Origin of the sequence: Rhodococcus sp. KB6, assembly GCF_001445685.1 — a bacterium.
In the GTDB taxonomy this organism is placed as follows: Bacteria; Actinomycetota; Actinomycetes; order Mycobacteriales; family Mycobacteriaceae; genus Rhodococcus_F; species Rhodococcus_F qingshengii.
This window is the reverse complement of record NZ_LNAK01000141.1, coordinates 1-18,728: the sequence shown is the minus strand read 5'-3', so window position 1 is coordinate 18,728 and position 18,728 is coordinate 1. Positions and strand designations below refer to the sequence as shown.

At 64.3% G+C, this 18,728-nt stretch carries 14 protein-coding genes; 8 read left to right on the top strand and 6 right to left on the bottom strand.

All coding sequences use genetic code 11. The annotated features are described in order from the left end of the window. Positions 1 to 8: 8 nt before the first annotated feature. On the top strand, positions 9 to 2,057 hold the full coding sequence (locus tag ASU23_RS24310; RefSeq protein WP_058038870.1) for an ATP-dependent DNA helicase: 2,049 nt from the start codon (positions 9 to 11) through the stop codon (positions 2,055 to 2,057). Positions 2,058 to 2,124: 67 nt separating this feature from the next. Here ASU23_RS24310 and glgP read toward each other — a convergent pair whose 3' ends face one another. Beyond that, positions 2,125 to 4,725 carry an alpha-glucan family phosphorylase gene (gene glgP / locus ASU23_RS24305; RefSeq protein WP_058038869.1) on the bottom strand — a complete coding sequence of 867 codons (2,601 nt, stop codon included), beginning with the start codon at positions 4,723 to 4,725 and terminating at the stop codon, positions 2,125 to 2,127. A gap of 177 nt (positions 4,726 to 4,902) precedes the next feature. Here glgP and ASU23_RS24300 point away from each other — a divergent pair, with 177 nt between their 5' ends. From ASU23_RS24300 to ASU23_RS24290, 3 genes are read left to right on the top strand one after another with little or no spacing between them, the layout of a single operon-like run. Continuing rightward, on the top strand, positions 4,903 to 6,927 hold the full coding sequence (locus ASU23_RS24300) for an alpha-1,4-glucan--maltose-1-phosphate maltosyltransferase (protein ID WP_058038885.1): 2,025 nt from the start codon (positions 4,903 to 4,905) through the stop codon (positions 6,925 to 6,927). Continuing rightward, a complete protein-coding gene (glgB, locus tag ASU23_RS24295; RefSeq protein WP_058038868.1) occupies positions 6,927 to 9,128 on the top strand; it encodes a 1,4-alpha-glucan branching protein GlgB in 2,202 nt (733 codons plus the stop codon). Before ASU23_RS24300 ends, glgB begins: the two co-directional genes overlap by 1 nt. Next, positions 9,128 to 10,576: a neutral zinc metallopeptidase gene (locus ASU23_RS24290; RefSeq protein ID WP_058038867.1), complete on the top strand. Its 1,449-nt coding sequence runs from the start codon at positions 9,128 to 9,130 to the stop codon at positions 10,574 to 10,576. The genes glgB and ASU23_RS24290 overlap by 1 nt, the downstream gene beginning before the upstream one ends. An 18-nt stretch (positions 10,577 to 10,594) precedes the next feature. On the opposite strand, the gene ASU23_RS24285 is transcribed toward ASU23_RS24290, so the two are convergent. From ASU23_RS24285 to ASU23_RS24275, 3 genes are all read right to left on the bottom strand, one after another. Next, positions 10,595 to 11,491, bottom strand: coding sequence for a co-chaperone YbbN (locus ASU23_RS24285; RefSeq protein ID WP_058038866.1), 897 nt, complete (start codon positions 11,489 to 11,491; stop codon positions 10,595 to 10,597). 105 nt (positions 11,492 to 11,596) lie between these two features. Further along, entirely contained in the window at positions 11,597 to 11,959 is a 363-nt protein-coding gene (locus ASU23_RS24280) for a DUF3817 domain-containing protein (RefSeq protein ID WP_003945330.1), read from the bottom strand. A 100-nt stretch (positions 11,960 to 12,059) separates the two neighbouring features. Further along, positions 12,060 to 13,253 (bottom strand): acetyl-CoA C-acetyltransferase, encoded by a 1,194-nt coding sequence (locus ASU23_RS24275; protein ID WP_007733254.1) that lies wholly within the window; start codon positions 13,251 to 13,253, stop codon positions 12,060 to 12,062. A gap of 107 nt (positions 13,254 to 13,360) precedes the next feature. Between ASU23_RS24275 and mce the strand changes: the two genes are divergently transcribed. Continuing rightward, positions 13,361 to 13,834, top strand: a complete 474-nt coding sequence (gene mce, locus ASU23_RS24270; RefSeq protein ID WP_007733251.1) for a methylmalonyl-CoA epimerase — start codon at positions 13,361 to 13,363, stop codon at positions 13,832 to 13,834. 40 nt (positions 13,835 to 13,874) lie between these two features. Continuing rightward, positions 13,875 to 14,933 carry a hypothetical protein gene (locus tag ASU23_RS24265; protein ID WP_058038865.1) on the top strand — a complete coding sequence of 353 codons (1,059 nt, stop codon included), beginning with the start codon at positions 13,875 to 13,877 and terminating at the stop codon, positions 14,931 to 14,933. A 7-nt stretch (positions 14,934 to 14,940) separates the two neighbouring features. Here the strand turns inward: ASU23_RS24265 and ASU23_RS34945 are convergent, their stop codons facing one another. Together ASU23_RS34945 and nucS are read right to left on the bottom strand one after the other, a co-directional pair. After that, positions 14,941 to 15,285: an ATP/GTP-binding protein gene (locus ASU23_RS34945; protein WP_082661461.1), complete on the bottom strand. Its 345-nt coding sequence runs from the start codon at positions 15,283 to 15,285 to the stop codon at positions 14,941 to 14,943. 19 nt (positions 15,286 to 15,304) lie between these two features. Next, on the bottom strand, positions 15,305 to 15,979 hold the full coding sequence (gene nucS, locus ASU23_RS24260) for an endonuclease NucS (RefSeq protein ID WP_007733244.1): 675 nt from the start codon (positions 15,977 to 15,979) through the stop codon (positions 15,305 to 15,307). Positions 15,980 to 16,021: 42 nt separating this feature from the next. On the opposite strand from nucS, the gene ASU23_RS24255 reads away from it, so the two are divergent. Both ASU23_RS24255 and ASU23_RS24250 read left to right on the top strand, forming a co-directional pair. Next, the gene (locus tag ASU23_RS24255) at positions 16,022 to 17,614 is read left to right on the top strand and encodes an adenylate/guanylate cyclase domain-containing protein (protein ID WP_058038864.1); all 1,593 of its coding nucleotides are present in this window, start codon (positions 16,022 to 16,024) and stop codon (positions 17,612 to 17,614) included. Positions 17,615 to 17,755: 141 nt separating this feature from the next. After that, positions 17,756 to 18,382 (top strand): dihydrofolate reductase family protein, encoded by a 627-nt coding sequence (locus ASU23_RS24250; RefSeq protein WP_058038884.1) that lies wholly within the window; start codon positions 17,756 to 17,758, stop codon positions 18,380 to 18,382. Positions 18,383 to 18,728: the final 346 nt, after the last annotated feature.

The window sequence follows — 18,728 nt, the reverse complement described above, 5'->3', positions numbered from 1 at the left end:
CTTCGTGGGTGGCCGATCAACTCCCGAACGTTCCCGAACTGCTCCAGACAGCGGTGCGGTCGCTCGGCGGTGCCGAACGAACCAGTCAGCTGACGATGGCGTCCGCCGTGGCGCACTCGATCGACACCGGCGAGCATCTGGCCGTCCAGGCCGGCACCGGTACCGGTAAGTCGCTCGCCTACCTCGTTCCGAGCCTGCGCCACGCGGTCGAATCGGGACGCACCGTGGTCGTGTCCACCGCCACCATCGCGCTGCAGCGTCAGCTCGTCGACCGAGATCTGCCTCGACTCGCCGATGCCCTGAAGAAGCCACTCGGCCGACGCGCAGAGTTCGCAATCCTCAAGGGCCGCAACAACTACCTGTGCATGAACAAGATCCATACCGGCGCGTCCGAGCAGCCACCCGAGGACGAGTTGTTCGATCCGTTCACGGTCTCGCGTCTCGGCCGGGAGGTCGTCCGCCTCACCGAATGGTCCTCCGACACCGAAACCGGTGATCGGGACGAATTGGTGCCGGGCGTATCCGATCAGGCGTGGCGGCAGGTCAGTGTCACCTCCCGCGAATGCATCGGTAAGAACCAGTGCCCGGTCGGTGAGGACTGCTTCGCCGAGCGCGCCCGAGTCGAGGCGTCGAAGGCCGACGTAGTGGTCACCAACCACGCACTGCTCGCGATCGACGCCATCACCGGCATCCAGATCCTGCCTGACCACGACGTCGTGGTGATCGACGAGGCCCACGAGTTGGTCGACCGCGTCACCGGCGTCGCCACGGCCGATCTCACTGCCGCCTCGATCAGTGCCGCGGCCCGGCGTTGCGGCAAGATCGCCGAAGAACAGGATGCCGATCGCCTCGAAGCCGCCGGCGAGGGGTGGGCAGGGCTCCTCGAAGAATTACGGCCAGGTCGCTGGGAAGGCCTCCCGGACGGGGCGGCACCCGCACTGGCTGCGATCCGCGACGCGGCCTGGTCGCTGCGCACCGCTATCGGTCCGGCCAAACCGGGTATGGCTGCTGCAGATCCCGAAGCCGCTGCGGCCCGCAACGCCGCACTCTCGTCCGTCGACGACGTCCACGACAGTGCCGTGCGTATTCTCACCGCTTTCGACGAACCAGACCCGGCAAAGCGCAAGGACGTCGTCTGGCTGTCCTCGGACGAGTTCCGCGGATCGGTGCGGCGCTCCGTCCGGATGGCTCCGCTCTCGGTCGGCGGATTGCTGCGCTCGCGACTGTTCGCCGAATCCACCGTCGTTCTCACTTCCGCGACACTGACCGTCGGCGGATCGTTCGACGGTCTCGCCGTCAACTGGGGTCTTCCTGCGGAATCGTCCGCGCGCCCCGACTCGGGTACCGCCATCGGCACCGAAGCACCTTCTGACGCTTCGGCTTTCCGCTGGAACTCACTCGACGTCGGGTCGCCCTTCGACCATGCAAAGGCCGGCATCATCTACATTGCCCGCCACCTGCCCACGCCCGGCCGCGACGGCCTCTCCCCGGTCTATCTCGACGAGATCGCCGAACTCGTCGAGGCTGCGGGCGGACGCACCCTCGGCCTGTTCTCGTCGATGCGCGCCGCCAAAGCCGCCTCGGAGGCGATGCGTGAACGCCTCGACACCCCCATCCTGTGCCAGGGCGACGACGCCACCGGCACCCTCGTCAAGGCCTTCGCCAAGGACGAACCCACGTCACTGTTCGGCACGTTGTCCCTGTGGCAGGGCGTCGATGTTCCGGGTCCGTCACTGAGCCTCGTCATATTGGACCGGATTCCGTTCCCGCGCCCGGACGATCCACTGTTGATGGCTCGCCAGCAGGCTATCGAATCCCATGGCGGTAACGGCTTTCTCAGCGTCTCGGCCAATCACGCGGCGCTGCTCCTGGCACAGGGCGTGGGTCGCCTGCTTCGTAGCACCGACGACAAAGGTGTGGTGGCCGTGCTCGATCCGCGTCTGGCCACGGCGAGATACGCGGGTTACCTTCGCGCATCGCTGCCTCCGTTCTGGGAGACGACCAACCCCGAAGTCGTCCGCAAGGCACTCACCCGCATCCGCGACTCACGTCCCTGACCCAGTTCTCACGCGGGCACAATTCTGCCCCGGTACCGACCGAACGGACCGGGGCAGATGTATTACGTCAGACGCTCGGAGTGGTCACCAACCCGAGTTCGGACGCATCGACCAACAACCGGTGATGCGGCAGCACCCGCACGGTGTATCCCACGGAGCCGGAGACCGGAAGCGCAACCTCGGCTTCGAAGATCTCGGTTCCGTCCTCGGCGCCGAAGTGCGTCATCGGGAACGTCACCACGTCGGTGAGTTCCTCGCCTGGGCTGACGCGTCCCAGGACTGCCTGAACCTCCACATCCGAGACCGACAAGCCGCCGAGGCGGACCTTGGCCTTCAAAGAGATGGTCGCACCGATCTCCGGAGTGTCCGGCAAGCCGGAACCGTCCACCTGCTCGACGACGACCGACGGCCACTGCGATTCGATGCGACGACGGAACTCGGCCACCTCACGCGCGCCGGCAAAATCGTCCGCCACTACCGCTCGAGCTGATTCTGCCGAAGGGGCGTAGTAGTCGACGGCGTAGTCACGAACCATGCGTGATGCCAACACCTTCGGGCCCAGATTCTCGAGGGTGTGGCGAACCCTCTCGACCCAGCGCGTCGGCAGATCGGCTGCATCACGGTCGTAGAACGTCGGCAGTACCGCGTGCTCGAGAAGTTCGTAGAGGGCGCTGGCTTCCAGATCGTCACGCCGCACGTCGTCGAGAACACCGTCGGCCGTCGGAATGGCCCACCCGTTCTCGCCGTCGTACATCTCGTCCCACCATCCGTCGCGAATGGAGAGGTTGAGGCCGCCGTTGAGCGCGGATTTCATGCCGGAAGTACCGCACGCCTCGAGTGGGCGAAGCGGGTTGTTGAGCCACACGTCGCAGCCCCAGTACAAGTAGCGGGCCATCGACATGTCGTAATCAGGCAGGAAGACGATGCGGTGACGCACATCCGCTTCGTCGGCGAACCGCACGACCTGCTGGATGAGTGCCTTACCGCCGTCGTCGGCGGGGTGCGACTTGCCGGCCACAACCAACTGCACCGGACGTTTCTCGTCGAGCAACATCGCACGCAGACGCTCGGGATCACGCAGCATCAGCGTCAACCGCTTGTACGTCGGAACGCGCCTCGCGAACCCGACTGTCAAGACGTTGGGATCGAATACTCCAGTGGTCCAGCCGAGTTCGGCCTCGGTCGCGCCGCGTTCGAGCCAGGACGCTCGGACGCGACGACGAACTTCGTCGACCAACTTGCCGCGCAACGCATTACGTGTTTCCCACAGTTCGGTTGCCGACAACTCGTGCAGGCGCTCCCACCCGCGTGCTTCTTCGAGTTGCTCCTGACCGACGATCCGCCTGGCCACGTCCATCCACTCCGGCGCCGCCCACGTCGGCGCGTGAACACCGTTGGTGACCGAACCGATCGGCACCTCGTCGGCGTCGAAGCCCGGCCAGAGACCGTTGAACATGTCGCGGCTGACGATGCCGTGCAACTTCGAGACGCCGTTGGCTCGCTGGCCCAGGCGAAGACCCATGTGCGCCATGTTGAAGATCGACGGATCGGCTTCACGCCCCATCCCGACGATGCGGTCGACGGTCAGGCCGGGAAGCAAACTCGATTCGTTCTCGCCGTTCGCTCCGCCGAAGTAGTGACGGACCAGATCCGCCGGGAAGCGGTCGATTCCGGCGGGAACCGGAGTGTGCGTCGTGAAGACCGTTCCGGCACGGACCGCGGCCAGAGCCGAATCGAAGTCCAGACCGCTGGTGGTGACAAGTTCCCGAATCCGTTCGATGCCGAGGAATCCGGCATGCCCCTCGTTCATGTGGAACACCTCGGGATCGGGCAATCCGTACGCCGCGGTGTAGGCGCGCACCGCGCGGACGCCGCCGATACCCGCGAGGATCTCCTGCTTGATGCGGTGATCCTGGTCCCCGCCGTAGAGACGGTCCGTGACGCCGCGCAGATCCGCGTCGTTCTCGGCGATGTCGGAATCGAGCAGCAGCAACGGCACTCGTCCGACCTGAGCGATCCACACTCGCGCACGCAGCACCCGGCCACCGGGCATGGCGACGTGAATGACGACCGGCGATCCGTCTTCGGAAGCCGGGCCTGCGTCCGTCAGCAAACGAAGAGGCAACCCTTGAGGGTCGTGCGGCGGGTAGTGCTCGGCCTGCCAACCGTCGGCGGTCAGCGACTGGCGGAAGTAGCCGGATCGGTAGAGCAGTCCGACGCCGATGAGCGGCAGCCCGAGGTCGGACGCGGCCTTGAGGTGATCGCCCGCCAGGATGCCCAATCCACCGGAGTAGTTGGGCAGAACTTCGCTGACTCCGAACTCCATGGAGAAGTACGCAATTCCGCTGGCTGACGATGCGCCCTTGGCCTGCTGGGACTGATACCAACGCGGGGTGCTCAGATAAGCATCGAGATCGGCTGCTGCAGTGTCGAGGTCACCGAGAAATGCCTCGTCACTGCTGAGTTCGTCGAGACGGGTGGGGTCGACTTCCCCGAGCATGCGGACCGGATCGAACTGGACTGCTTGCCAGAGTTCGGGGTCGAGTCGCGAGAACAGATCCTGTGTCTCGGGATGCCACGACCACCGAAGGTTGGTGGACAGGGGGCCGAGCGCGGCGAGGCGCTCCGGAAGGTGGGCTCGGACAGTGAACCGACGCAAGGCTTTCACCCCGCGAACCCTAGTCGAGTTCCTTGCACTCTGTCCGGTGGAACCGAACGCCCGAGCCGACCTGACCACCGACAGACCCGAATTCGTCGTTATCAGCACTCCAGCGCCGCACCCACTACGGTTGAACCCGGCGAAAGAAAGTTTTACCGCGATCCATCACCAGAAATGGAGCTTCCCGTGTCAGGACGCCTCGGTATCGACGACGTGGTACCCGAGATCTCGGGTAACTATCCGGCAAAGGCCGTGGTCGGTGAAGTCTTCCCAGTGCACGCCACCGTGTGGCGAGAAGGCCACGACGCCATTTCCGCCACTCTTGTCGTGCGTGGTCCGCGCGGTACCAAGCCGCTGCGCATTCCGATGGACCCCGGGACCGAACCGGACACCGTCGACGCGGTGTTCACGCCGTCCGCCGAAGGTATGTGGTCGTTCCGGATCGAGGCGTGGAGCGATCCCATCGCCACCTGGAAGCACGCCGTGGAAGCAAAGCTCGCCGTCGGGCAAGGGGCGGCCGAGTTGGCCAACGACCTGGAAATCGGTGCGCGCCTGTTCGAACAGGCCGCGCACGAGGTACCGCGGGGCAACAGGTCCACGCTCGAGGCCGTCACGGCGTCGCTGCGCAGCGATCAGGCGCTGACTGCTCGCGTCGCGCCGGCCTTCGCCTCCGACGTCGCCGAACTGCTCCGCGCCACTCCGCTCCGTGAACTGGTCACCAAGGGCGAGTCCCACCCCGTCGTCGTCGATCGCAACCGTGCACTGTTCGGATCGTGGTACGAGTTCTTCCCCCGCTCGACGGGCGGTTGGGACGAGAACGGGGTGCCGCAACACGGTACTTTCCGAACCTCGGCCGAAGACCTACCCCGCATCGCCGCAATGGGTTTCGACGTCGTCTACCTTCCGCCGATCCATCCCATCGGCGAGATCAACCGCAAGGGACGCAACAACACTCTCACTCCCGAACCCGGTGACGTCGGCTCGCCGTGGGCCATCGGCTCGGTCGACGGCGGGCACGACGCTGTTCACCCGCAACTCGGCACGCTCAAGGACTTCAAGGCCTTCGTCGCGGCGGCCCGCAAGCTCGATCTCGAAGTGGCACTGGATCTCGCGCTGCAGTGCGCCCCGGATCATCCATGGGCCAAGAAGCATCCGGAGTGGTTCAACGTCCTTCCCGACGGCACCATCGCCTACGCCGAGAACCCGCCCAAGAAGTATCAGGACATCTACCCGATCAACTTCGACACCGATCCTCGCGGTCTGGACAAGGAAATCCTGCGAGTCGTCCGACACTGGATCAGTGCCGGCGTCAAGATCTTCCGGGTCGACAACCCGCACACCAAGCCGCCGAACTTCTGGGAGACGCTCATCTCGGAGGTCAAGAAGACCGACCCCGACGTCTTGTTCCTCGCCGAGGCTTTCACTCGTCCGGCGCGCATGTACGGCCTTGCCCGGCGCGGGTTCACGCAGTCGTACACGTACTTCACCTGGCGAGTTGCGAAGTGGGAACTCACTGAATTCGGTAACGAGCTGGCGGCGAAGGCCGACGAAGCCCGACCGAACCTCTTCGTGAACACGCCGGACATCCTGCACGAGTCCCTCCAGCACGGTGGGCCCGGAATGTTTGCACTGCGAGCAGCTCTCGCCGCCACCCTGGCGCCGACGTGGGGCGTCTACTCCGGTTACGAACTCTACGAACACCAAGCCGTTCGCCCCGGCAGCGAGGAATACCTCGACTCCGAGAAATACGAACTTCGGCCGCGCCGTTTCGCCGAAGCAGCAGCGCGAGGCGAGTCTCTCGAGCCGTGGATCACCGCGCTCAACCGCATCCGGCGTGCACATCCGGCCCTGCAACAGTTGCGGAACCTGCACTTTCACCACATCGACAACGACGCGTTGATCGCCTACTCGAAGTTCGACGCCTCGACCGGTGACGCCGTCCTGACGGTGATCAACCTCAACCCGTTCGCTGCAGAAGAGGGCACCGTCTGGTTGGACATGCCGGCGCTCGGACGCGAATGGCACGACCACATGACCGTGCTCGACGAGGTAACCGGTGAGCAGTTCAATTGGGGCCAAGCCAATTTCGTCCGCCTCGAGCCCTGGCGTTCGGTGGCGCACATCCTCGCGCTCCCACCGGTTCCGTATCCGGCCCGGATCTCTCTGGCCTACCAAGCACGCAATGCGCACCGCGCAGGTGGAGGCAAGTGATGTCAACCGAGAAGTTCCCTTCGGGTATCGCACCGGACAATCACGATCTGGAGCTGTTGGCGCGCGGTGAACATCACGATCCGCACAGTGTCCTCGGCGCCCATCCCCACGCCGACGGCACCGTTCTGCGAGCGTTGCGTCCCAACGCCGAGTCCGTCAGCGCCGTCATCGGCGGCAAAGACTTTCCTCTCGAACATGTTTCGAACGGAATCTTCGCGGCTCTGGTCCCCTACCCCGACCTGATCGACTATCGCTATTCCGTGACGTACCCGGGTGGACACACGGTTCTCGCAGCCGACCCTTACCGATTCCTGCCGACTCTCGGTGAACTCGACCTTCACCTGTTCGGCGAAGGTCGGCACGAACGACTGTGGGACATCCTCGGCGCACATCCGCGTTCGTACGAGACACCGGACGGACCCGTCGACGGCACCTCGTTCGCCGTCTGGGCTCCGGCCGCCCGCGGCGTGACCGTCGTCGGCGACTTCGACGGGTGGAGTGGGCAATTCGCCCCCATGCGAGTCCTCGGATCCACTGGGGTCTGGGAACTCTTCCTGCCCGACATCGCAGTCGGTTCGCTGTACAAGTTCCGGGTCCACGGCCACGACGGCTCCGTTCGCGACAAGGCCGATCCCATGGCATTCGGTACCGAGGTCCCGCCGGCGACGGCGTCGCGAGTGACCACCAGTTCGCATGAGTGGAACGACGCGGCCTGGCTCGAAACCCGCGCCGGTGTCGATCCTTCGCAGTCCCCGATGAGCGTGTACGAGGTGCACCTCGGATCGTGGCGTCCCGGACTCGACTACCGGCAGATGGCCGAGCAACTCGCCGTCTACGTCACCGAAACCGGATTCACCCACGTCGAACTGCTGCCCGTCTCCGAGCATCCGTTCGGTGGATCGTGGGGATACCAGGTCACCTCGTACTACGCACCGACCTCCCGCTTCGGCACCCCGGACGACTTCCGCTGGTTCGTCGACCACCTGCACGCCGCAGGGATAGGTGTCATTGTCGACTGGGTGCCTGCACACTTCCCCAAAGACGAGTGGGCCCTGGCTCGTTTCGACGGAACTCCCCTGTACGAGCACGCCGATCCGCGTCGCGGCGAGCAGTTGGACTGGGGCACATACGTATTCGACTTCGGTCGCCGCGAGGTGCGGAACTTCCTCGTCGCCAATGCACTCTTCTGGCTCGAGGAGTTCCACATCGACGGACTTCGCGTCGACGCTGTCGCATCGATGCTGTACCTGGACTACTCACGCCCGGAAGGTGGATGGACTCCCAACATTCACGGCGGCCGCGAGAATCTCGAAGCCGTTGCGTTCCTGCAGGAGATGAACGCCACCGTCCACAAGAACCATCGAGGAGTCGTCACCGTCGCCGAGGAGTCGACGGCGTGGCCCGGAGTCACTCGGGCGACCAATGTCGGCGGCCTCGGATTCAACATGAAGTGGAACATGGGGTGGATGCACGACACCCTCGGGTTCCTCGGTCACGACCCGGTACACCGGACCTACCACCATCACGAGATCACGTTCTCACTGATGTACGCGTGGAGTGAGAACTACCTGCTACCGATCAGCCATGACGAAGTGGTGCACGGCAAAGGAACTCTGTGGACCCGGATGCCCGGCAACGACTTCGCCAAGGCGTCCGGCCTGCGCTCACTGCTTGCATACATGTGGGCGCATCCAGGCAAGCAACTGCTGTTCATGGGACAGGAATTCGGTCAGAGTGCGGAATGGTCCGAAGAACGCGGCCTCGACTGGTGGCAGCTCGACGATCAGTACACCGGCACTCTCCATCGCGGCGTCCAGCGACTGGTCGGCGATCTCAACTCCGCGTACCGACGTCATCCGGCCATGTGGACCCTCGACACCTCGCCCGGTGGATACTCCTGGATCGACGCCAACGACACCGAGAACAACGTCCTCAGTTTTCTGCGTTACGGTACTGACGGTTCGATTGTCGCCTGCCTGTTCAACTTCTCGGGCAGTGAGCACTCGAGCTACCGCGTCGGGCTACCAGAGCCCGGCCGATGGGTGGAAATTCTCAACACCGATGCCGAGGTGTACGGCGGCTCCGGAGTCGGGAACCTCGGAGCGGTCACAGCAACGTCGCATTCGTGGCACGGTCGGCCAGCCTCCGCACAGGTGGCGCTGCCAGCTGCTGGAGCGATTTGGATAAGTCTGGAGCGTTGATGGTCGGCCGGCGAGTAGTCATTGTCACGTCGTCACTGTTGGCAGTGGCCGCACTGCTCGCCGGTTGTGCCCAGGGAACGAGTGGCCACGCCGTCTCGATTTATCACGATCCCTTCCGCGTCGCCGGACTCGACGCAACGGCAGGACCAAGTGGATTGCGTCCGGGAGCCCCCAACGCCGACCGAGCAATCACCGGCACCGACGGCGGGGACATCGACGCGCTGGCAGCCAACGCCATCACAGACATCGAAACCTACTGGGCCGCCGAGTACCCGGCTCTGTTCGACAAGCCCTTCGAACCGGTCGACGAGCTGATCTCGTGGGACCCCACCGAATCGAACGGCCCGGACTTCTGTGAGGAGACCACCGAAGAACTCATCAACGCCGGGTACTGCAGCATCGATCACACCATCGGTTGGGATCGTGAATTGCTGCTGCCCGAGGTGCGGGAGAAGTTCGGTGACGTGGCCGTCGCGTTCATCTTTGCGCACGAGTACGGCCATGCCGTTCAACGCAAGGCCGGGATCGTCGGCGGTAAACGAGACGCAGCCCTGGTGCGCGAACAGCAAGCCGACTGTTTCGGTGGCGCCTTCTTGCGGCACGTCGCCGAGGACAAGGCCGCGCACTTCACGATGAACACCTCCGACGGACTCAACAAGGTGTTGGCGTCGGCGGTCGCCATCCGCGACGAAGACCCTAATGATCCTGAGAGCCACCATGGTTCGGCGTTCGAGCGCGTCACCGCCACTCAGATCGGCTTCACCGACGGCGCCGGTGCGTGCGCGAAGATGGACGCCGACGAAATCGAGTCACGACGTGCAGACCTCCCGCAGCAGTTCGCCGAGGGCAACGATTCCGGAGAACTGCCCGTCACCGAGGCAACTCTCGACGAGTTCGTGAAGACCTTCCAAGCGATCTTCGATCTACCCGAGCCGCCGAAGGTCGTGTTCACCGGCGCAGACACCGGGTGCAGCGATGCCGTTGCGACCGAACCCGTCTCGTACTGCCCGTCGACGAACACCATCGGAATCAGCGTCGACGACCTTGCCGAGCGCGGCACGCCGGGTCGCGTCGGGCGACGCGAGTTGATCCAGACCAACATCACCGGTGACTACAACGCCTATGTCCTGCTCGCGTCGAGGTACACCCTCGCGATGCAGAAGGAGAACGGCCAATCGCTCGACACTCCGCAGACTGCCCTGCGCGCGGCCTGCCTGTCCGGCGTCATCACCGCAGCACTCAGTCCCACCAACGCCGCGGCGTCCGGAGCACAGGTCACACTCTCCCCCGGCGACCTCGACGAAGCCGTATCGGGGCTGCTGACCGACGGCCTGGCTGCCAGTGACGTCAACGGTGAGACGGTTCCGAGCGGGTTCGCACGTGTCGACGCGTTCCGGACCGGCGTTCTCGGTGGTCGGGAAGTGTGCGACAGCCGCTACACGGAGTAGCGACTGCCGGTCCACACGTCAGTAGAGAGCGGAAGCCAACTTACGACGGGCCGCGATGACGATCGGTTCTGCCGGGTCGAACAGTTCGAACAGTTCGAGCAAGCGCGTCCGAGCGGCAGCCTTGTCGTCGCCGGCAGTTCGCGAGACCACCGAGATCAAGCGGGCGAACGACGCCTCGGGTTGCTGGGCGAACATTTCCAGGTCGGCCGCAGCGAACTGCAGTTCGAGATCGGACGGATCAGCATCCGCGGCCGCAATCGACTCGGGATCGACACCCTGAACCCGAGCCATGAACTTCACCTGGCGGACAGCGCTCTTGGCCTCCGCATTGTTGGGTTCGGCGTCGAGAATTTCCTGGTACGCAGCGATGGCGGCGTCGAGATCGCCCTCGTCCAGCGCGGTTTCAGCGGCCACGAAGCGAGGATCCTCGACCTCCTCCACCGGTTCGTCCGCGTCGGAGACCGGCCCACTCAACTTGCCCTCGACAGCTTGGAGGACTGCGTCGAACCACTGGCTGAGCTGCGCCTCTGGCTGAGCGCCCTGAAAATCGGCCAACGGCTGACCAGCCGCGACAGCAACAACCGTCGGAACCGACTGGACACCGAATGCCTGCGCGATACGAGGGCTCACGTCGACGTCGACGTTGGCAAGAATCCACTTGCCGCCGGCTCGCGCTGCAAATGATTCGAGAACTTCGGTGAATACGACCGAGGGCTCGTATGCGCGGCCACCGATGTTGACGATCACCGGCACCTGGCTCGACTTCAGCAGGACTTCGCTTTCGAAGTTCTCCTCGGTCACCTCGATCACTGCCCCGGAGACAGCAGAAACGGCCCCGTCGCCGCTGGTGTCACGCCGCGGTGGTGGGGCCGTGGCCCGCTCTTTGAAGGCGGACAAGTCGACTGCGCCGCTCATGGCGGCAGCAACTGCGGACGAACGCGCGGGGGGCCTGGAACCTGGTCGAGTCACGGCTCCCAGTTTGTCACGAGTTGCGAGAAGCTACGTAGAGGGATGCAGCACTCAGACGAGCGCCGCGTTGCCCTTGGACGCCTCGAACTCCGTGGACAGCTCACCGAGCTTGCCGTTTCGCACTGCCCAGCGTTCGAAGATGACGGTGCCGAAGGGCGGAACGCTCGAGATCAGCGCAAGGATCGTGGTCTTGACGTCCCACTTGAGCGACCACGCGGTCAGGAGTGCAACAACGATGAACACCAGGAAGCCGGCGGTTCCGTGGACCATTCCGGGGATGCGAATCGCTTCTTCGTGTCCGAGGACCCACTTGAAGAACATGGCAACCAGCAAGGCCGCCCAGGTCACAGCTTCCCACCACGCCACCAGACGGAAGCGTTTCGCGGGAGTGGATACGTCAAAGATGTTCGCCATGAGGCCATTGTGCCCGAACAACTACGACGCCCCGTAGTTGTGTGAGGAAAACCACGGGGCGTCGCAGAGCGAGAGCGCTCGTTCAGGTGTATTTAGACACTCAGGCCTTGGGGACGCGGACGATGAGTGCGTCGCCTTGTCCGCCGCCGCCGCAGAGTGCGGCTGCGCCGATGCCGCCGCCGCGGCGTTGCAGTTCGAGGGCGAGGTGCAGGGCGATGCGGGCGCCGGACATGCCGAGGGGGTGGCCGACGGCGATGGCGCCGCCGTTGACGTTGACCTTGGCGGGGTCGAGGCCGAGTTCGCGGGTGGAGGCGATCCCGACGGCGGCGAATGCTTCGTTGATTTCGACGAGGTCGAGGTCGGTGGGGTCGATGCCTTCCTTCGCGCAGGCTTTGGCGATGGCCCGGGCGGGTTGGGACTGGAGGGTGGAGTCGGGTCCGGCGACGACGCCGTGGGCGCCGATTTCCGCGATCCAGGTCAGGCCGAGTTCTTCGGCTTTGGTTTTGCTCATCACGATCACGGCGGCGGCGCCGTCGGAGATCGGGGAGGCGGAGCCGGCGGTGATGGTGCCGTCCTTGCTGAACGCGGGACGCAGTTTGCCGAGGGATTCGGTGGTGGTGTCGGCGCGGATGCCTTCGTCCTGGGCGAAGACGATGGGCTCGCCCTTGCGTTGGGGGATGGAGACGGGGACGACTTCGTTGTCGAAGAGGCCGTCTTTCCAGGCGCGGGCCGCGTTCTGGTGTGAGGCGGCGGCGAAGGCGTCCTGCTCGGCGCGGGTGATGTGGGCGGTTTCTTGTTGGTTGACCTGTTCGGTGAGCAGGCCCATGGCCTGGTCGGTGAAGATGTCGTGGAGGCCGTCGTAGGCCATGTGGTCGCGGAGGGTGACGTCGCCGTATTTGAAGCCTTCGCGGCTTTTTTCGAGCATGTGGGGTGCGCGGGACATCGATTCCTGCCCGCCGGCGACGACGATGTCGAATTCGCCGGCGCGGATGAGTTGGTCGGCGAGGGCGATGGCGTCGATGCCGGAGAGGCACACTTTGTTGATGCTCAGGGCGGGGACGTTCATGGGGATGCCGGCGGCGACGGCGGCTTGGCGGGCGGGCATCTGGCCGGCGCCGGCGGTGAGGACCTGTCCCATGATGACGTAGTCGACCTGTTCGGGGGCGACTGAGGACTTGTCGAGGGCGCCTTTGATGGCGATGCCGCCGAGGTCGGACCCGGAGAGGTCTTTCAACGATCCGAGGAGTCGACCCATCGGGGTACGAGCTCCCGCAACAATCACAGAACTGGTCACGATTTCCTCCGGCTGCAAAAGAGAGATAGTCGTCGGTTCCGTGCGGCCTAAGAGCCAAGTCACATCCCGACGTGTACTCCTCAAACGGTAGCGCTACCGTGAAAGGTATGACACAGACCTCCCCCAGTTCTGCACTCGCACCTTTGTCGTCCGACCTCGTCGTCGCGATCGATCACGTCGGAATCGCGGTGCCCGATCTCGACGTGGCAATCGAGTGGTACACGCAGCACCTGGGCATGGTGTCGACCCACGAGGAAATCAACGAATCGCAGGGCGTGCGTGAGGCCATGCTCTCCGTCGTCGGCTCCCCCGCCGGATCCACTGCCGTTCAGCTGCTCGCGCCTCTGGACGAGAACTCGACCATCGCCAAGTTCATCGACCGAAGCGGCCCCGGACTCCAGCAGCTCGCCTACCGGGTCACCGACATCGACGCCATCTCCGCCGAGCTTCGCGACCGCGGGGTTCGGTTGCTGTACGACGCTCCCCGACGCGGTACGGCCAACTCGCGCATCAACTTCATTCACCCGAAGGACGCCGGCGGCGTCCTGGTGGAACTGGTCGAACCCGACGCGAGCCACTAGCAGACCCGACTCCTGCTCGTATGCCAGGTAGATTGTCGCCATGGCATACGAGCAGGACCGCGGTTCGATCCAACTTCCGTTCCAGATCGCACGGAAGGGATACGACCGCGACGAGGTACGCAACTACTTCGAGCGATTCGACGCGGAGCTGCGAGTTACCGCGGCTGATCGTGATGCTGCCGCTGCGCAGGCCCGTGACCTCGCCAAGCAGCTCGACGATGCACGCGACGACATCGACGACCTCCGCAAGGACGTCGACCGCCTCTCGGTACCGCCCACCACTGCGGAGGGCATGAGCGATCGCATCAGCCGCATGCTGCGCCTTGCCTCCGACGAGGCCTCGGAGGTGCGCGCGAAGGCCGAGGCCGACGCAGCCGAGATGACCTCCATCGCCGAACAGGACGGCGCCCGCCTTCGTGGTCACTACGAGTCGCTGATCGCCGAACTCGAGGACCGTCGCAACGCGATGGAAACCATGCACGAGCAGACCATGGCGCAGGCCCGTACCGAAGCCGCCCGGATCGTCGAAGCCGCGCAGGCCGAGCGGGATCGACTGGCTGCCGAGTCCGAGGCCAAGCGCACTCAGATCCGCGAAGACTTCGACATCTCGATGTCGGAGCGCCGCGCCAAGGTCGTCGCCGCCGTCAACGAGCTGGAGTCGTCGAGCAAAGCAGAGGCCGAGCGTCGACTCGCCGATGCGTCGCACGAGGCTCAGCGCAGGCTGCAGGCCGCCACTGATCAGTCCGAGCGCAAGATCGCTCACGCGAAGGAACTCACCGAAGAACTGCGCGTTCTCCGAGGCCGAATCCTGGCTCAGCTCTTGGGTATTCGCGGACAACTCGATTCGGTTCCGGCTATGCTCGCATCGGTCAACCGGGAGAGCGAACTCCTCGATGCACCGCCCGCTCCGGTCATCGTCGAAGCCGATGAAGATCTCGAGATCGAAGACAAGAAGGCCGACGCAGATAAGGTCGACGCAGATCCGGTCAAATCAGAACCGAGTATCGACGAAGACGACGTTCTCGAGGACTCGGACGAGACGAACACCGCCGAGATCGACACCCGCGCCGTCGAGCAGCGAGCCCAGTCCAGGAACTGATCGACGCTCAGGACCACCGTCTGGTCAGGCTGCGCGTACCGCGGCCTGACCAGCATCCGGTATGCCAGTGTCGACGCTCGTTCGCGCCGCCCGGTTCCGAAGGCCACGTCACCACGTGAGCGACGCCGGGTCTGATGTCGTGATCACAACCGGGGCATCGATAGAACTTCGTCGCGTTGGAGCCGGGTATCGGCCTCACCATGTACATTTCACCGCCCGGCCCGGATTCCTCCCGGACCAGCGCCCCGCCGAACAACACACCGCTTGGTGACGCCGACTCCGCGCTCGAATCCCGAGCACGCCGAGTATCCGTTCGACGGGTTTGCTTCGGCGAAGGTTTGCGGCGCGGCATGGTTCGAGTCTAAACAGCGTCAGAAGAGACGGAACTCGGTGCTTTCGGTGCCCCGCAAGGCCTCGTAGTCAAGGACCAGGCAGCGGATCCCACGGTCGTTGGCCAAAGTCTTTGCCTGCGGCTTGATCTGTTGCGCTGCAAAAACTCCCGTGACCGGCGCGAGCAGCGGATCGCGGTTGAGCAATTCGAGGTAGCGCGTCAACTGCTCGACGCCGTCGATCTCGCCGCGACGCTTGATCTCCACCGCCACCGATGCACCGTCCGCGTCTCGGACCAGAAGATCGACCGGCCCGATCGCCGTCATGTACTCACGTCGCACCAACGTGTAGCCGGGGCCGAGTGTCTCGACATGCTCCGCCAGAAGTTCTTGAAGGTGTGCCTCGACACCGTCCTTGATCAATCCCGGATCGAGACCGAGTTCATACGACGAATCGTGCTCGACCTCTTCGAGAGTGATCCGCAGTTCCTCGCCCGCCTTGTTGGTGACGACCCACAGGATGTCGTCGCCGTCCCCGGTGGTCTCGACCAACCAGCACGGCGGACTCATCCAGTTGAGCGGCTTGTACGCCCGATCGTCGGCATGGATACTGACCGAGCCGTCGGCTTTGACCAACAGCAGTCGTCTTGCGGTAGGGAGGTGGGAGGTCAGGCGTCCCACATAGTCGACACGGCAACGAGCAATAACTAGGCGCACCGGACCACCCTAAGCGATCTTTACGACTACTCTCGACACACTATGCAGCGAAGCCGTGTCCCGAGTGCGCCCCTGGGGTCGTGGCTGCTCGGATCCACCGACGAAAGCCCCAGGCGCCGCCGAATCCGCGTCCAGGCACTACTCACCGCGCCCCTCCTGGTCACAAACCTGATCGGAGCGGTACTGGCGATCGTGCTCATCGGATTCGTGGTTCCCGGACCCGAGATCATCCACCCCGAATTCGCATGGATCAACTTCATTGCCGTGCCCGTCTTCATCGGGTGTGTCTTTCTCATCGGACTTCTGTGGGGCACCAAACGGCTGATGCGGGATCTTCGATGGGCCACCGAGGATCACCCACCGACAGAGCAGAATCAACGCGCGGCGCTGCGCGGGCCGTGGCGACTGACCCGAGTGCAAGCCGCCCTGTGGACGGCCGCGCTCATCACCTTCACGACAATGTACGGAATCGTCGACCCCGATACCATTCCGAAAGTTCTGTTCACCGTGGCTTTCAGCGGTATCACCACGTGCGCCTTCTGCTACCTGCTCAGCGAGTTCGCACTCCGCCCGATTGCTGCGCGTGCACTCGAATCCGGAGCACCCCGCAAGGCTGCCGTTCTCGGACTGACCGGCCGGACAATCCTCGTCTGGCTGCTCGGAAGCGGAGTCCCCGTCACCGGCTTGATGCTCGTAGCGGTCTTCAGCTTCATCCGGCCTGCTTCGTGGCAAGCCCTCGCGACCGCGATACTCGTCATCGGCGGGATCACTCTGTGCGTCGGACTCGGGCTGACATACATCAACATCCGGTCCGCCGCGGCCCCCATTCGGTCCGTGCGACGAGGAATGGAACAAGTCACCCGTGGCGACCTCACCGCGTCCGTCGTCGTGTACGACGGAACGGAACTGGGACTACTGCAGGCCGGCTTCAATCGCATGGCCGAGGGTCTGCGCGAGCGAGAGCGAATACGCGACCTCTTCGGGCGCCACGTCGGACACGAGGTTGCCGCAAACGCGGTTCGCCGAAACCCGGAACTCGGTGGTGAAGAACGTGACGTTGCCGTACTCTTCGTCGACGTCATCGGATCGACCACCATCGCGGCCACCAACTCCCCTACGGCGGTGGTCGCTCTACTCAACCGTTTCTTCGACGTCATAGTCGACGAGGTCGACGCACACGGCGGATTCGTCAACAAGTTCGAGGGCGACGCAGCGCTGGCGATCTTCGGAGCGCCGACGACACTCGACGATCACGCCGGCAGCGCACTCGCCGCTGCCCGCAAGATTCAGCAGCGCCTGCGTGCCGAGGTTCCGGAAGTGAGCGCGGGAATCGGCGTCGCCGCAGGTGTTGCCGTAGCCGGGAACGTCGGTGCGCGAGAAAGATTCGAATACACCGTCATCGGTGATCCCGTCAACGAAGCGGCGCGACTGTCCGAAGTTGCCAAGACGGTTCCGGGTAACGTCGCCGCATCCGGTCGGGCTGTGGCTGCCGCTGACAGCGCCGAGGCTGCACAGTGGTCGATCACCGAGAACATCACCCTTCGCGGCCGCCTCGAACAGACCGAGCTCGCGATTCCGTGCGACGCCCTGGAGTCCGAGACCAGCCCGTCAGACTCCGTGCCCGTTCAGCCCTGACCCCACCTCCCCCCTGAGCGAACGGCACGTTCAGTCGATCCAAGGCGATCAACGCCACGTTCGCTCGATGACTTTCCCGCTTCCCAACGGTCTATATCGAAACAGCGGAGATCCGACGACACCTGGGAGATGGGTACGACTATGAAACTGACGACCTTTACCATCGTCACTCTCGACGGTGTGATGCAAGGACTCGGTGGTCCGGACGAAGATCGCCGTGGCGGATTCGAGCGGGGCGGCTGGTCCGCGCCATTAGTGGACACCGAAGCCATGGATTACCTCGTCCAGGTCTACCAGCGAGCTGACGCGTTCCTGTTCGGGCGACACACGTACGAGATCTTCGCCGGCTATTGGGGCGCGTTCGAGAATCCCGACGTCAACCCCATTGCAAGCGCACTGAATTCGCGGCCCAAGTACCTTGCGTCGACGACGCTCACCGATCCGCAATGGAAGAACACGACAGCCCTTTCAGGTGACACCGCCATCGCTCTCGGCGAACTGAAAGCCAGACCCGGCGGTGAGCTTCAGGTGCACGGCAGTGGCAACCTGTGCCGCTGGCTTTTCGCGAACGATCTTGTCGACGAGATGATCCTGCTGATCGTTCCGGTGGTGGTAGGCCAGGGCACGCGACTGTTTCCCGACACCGGACCGGACATCGCACTCGAGCTGGCCGAATCGCGAGCCACATCAAAGGGCGTGACGATTCAGAGGTATCTGCCGGCTGGCCGGCCGAAGTATGCGACTGCCACCGCCGACGGCATCGACTGATCCGGGCAAAGCGCCTGTCGTCCTCAGTCGTGTTCCCGCCCCTGATGGTGTGAACGTACCGTTCCCCTCGTTGAGGAGGGTGAGAGTGCCGTTCACTCCATGCCGGGGTGTCGGCGGCGTGCCCGCCCTTGATGGTGCGAACGGTACGTTGGGTCGATCTGAGGCGACGAAAGTGCCGTTCGCTCGAAGTCGGGGGTGCCGGCGAAGGTATTTTCGGGTGATGGTGGGGGTGTTTTGGGTATGAGAAAGCCCCCCAACCAGTACTGGTTGGGGGGCTTCTCTAATGTGTGTTCGGCGGTGTCCTACTCTCCCACACCCTGTCGAGTGCAGTACCATCGGCGCTGAA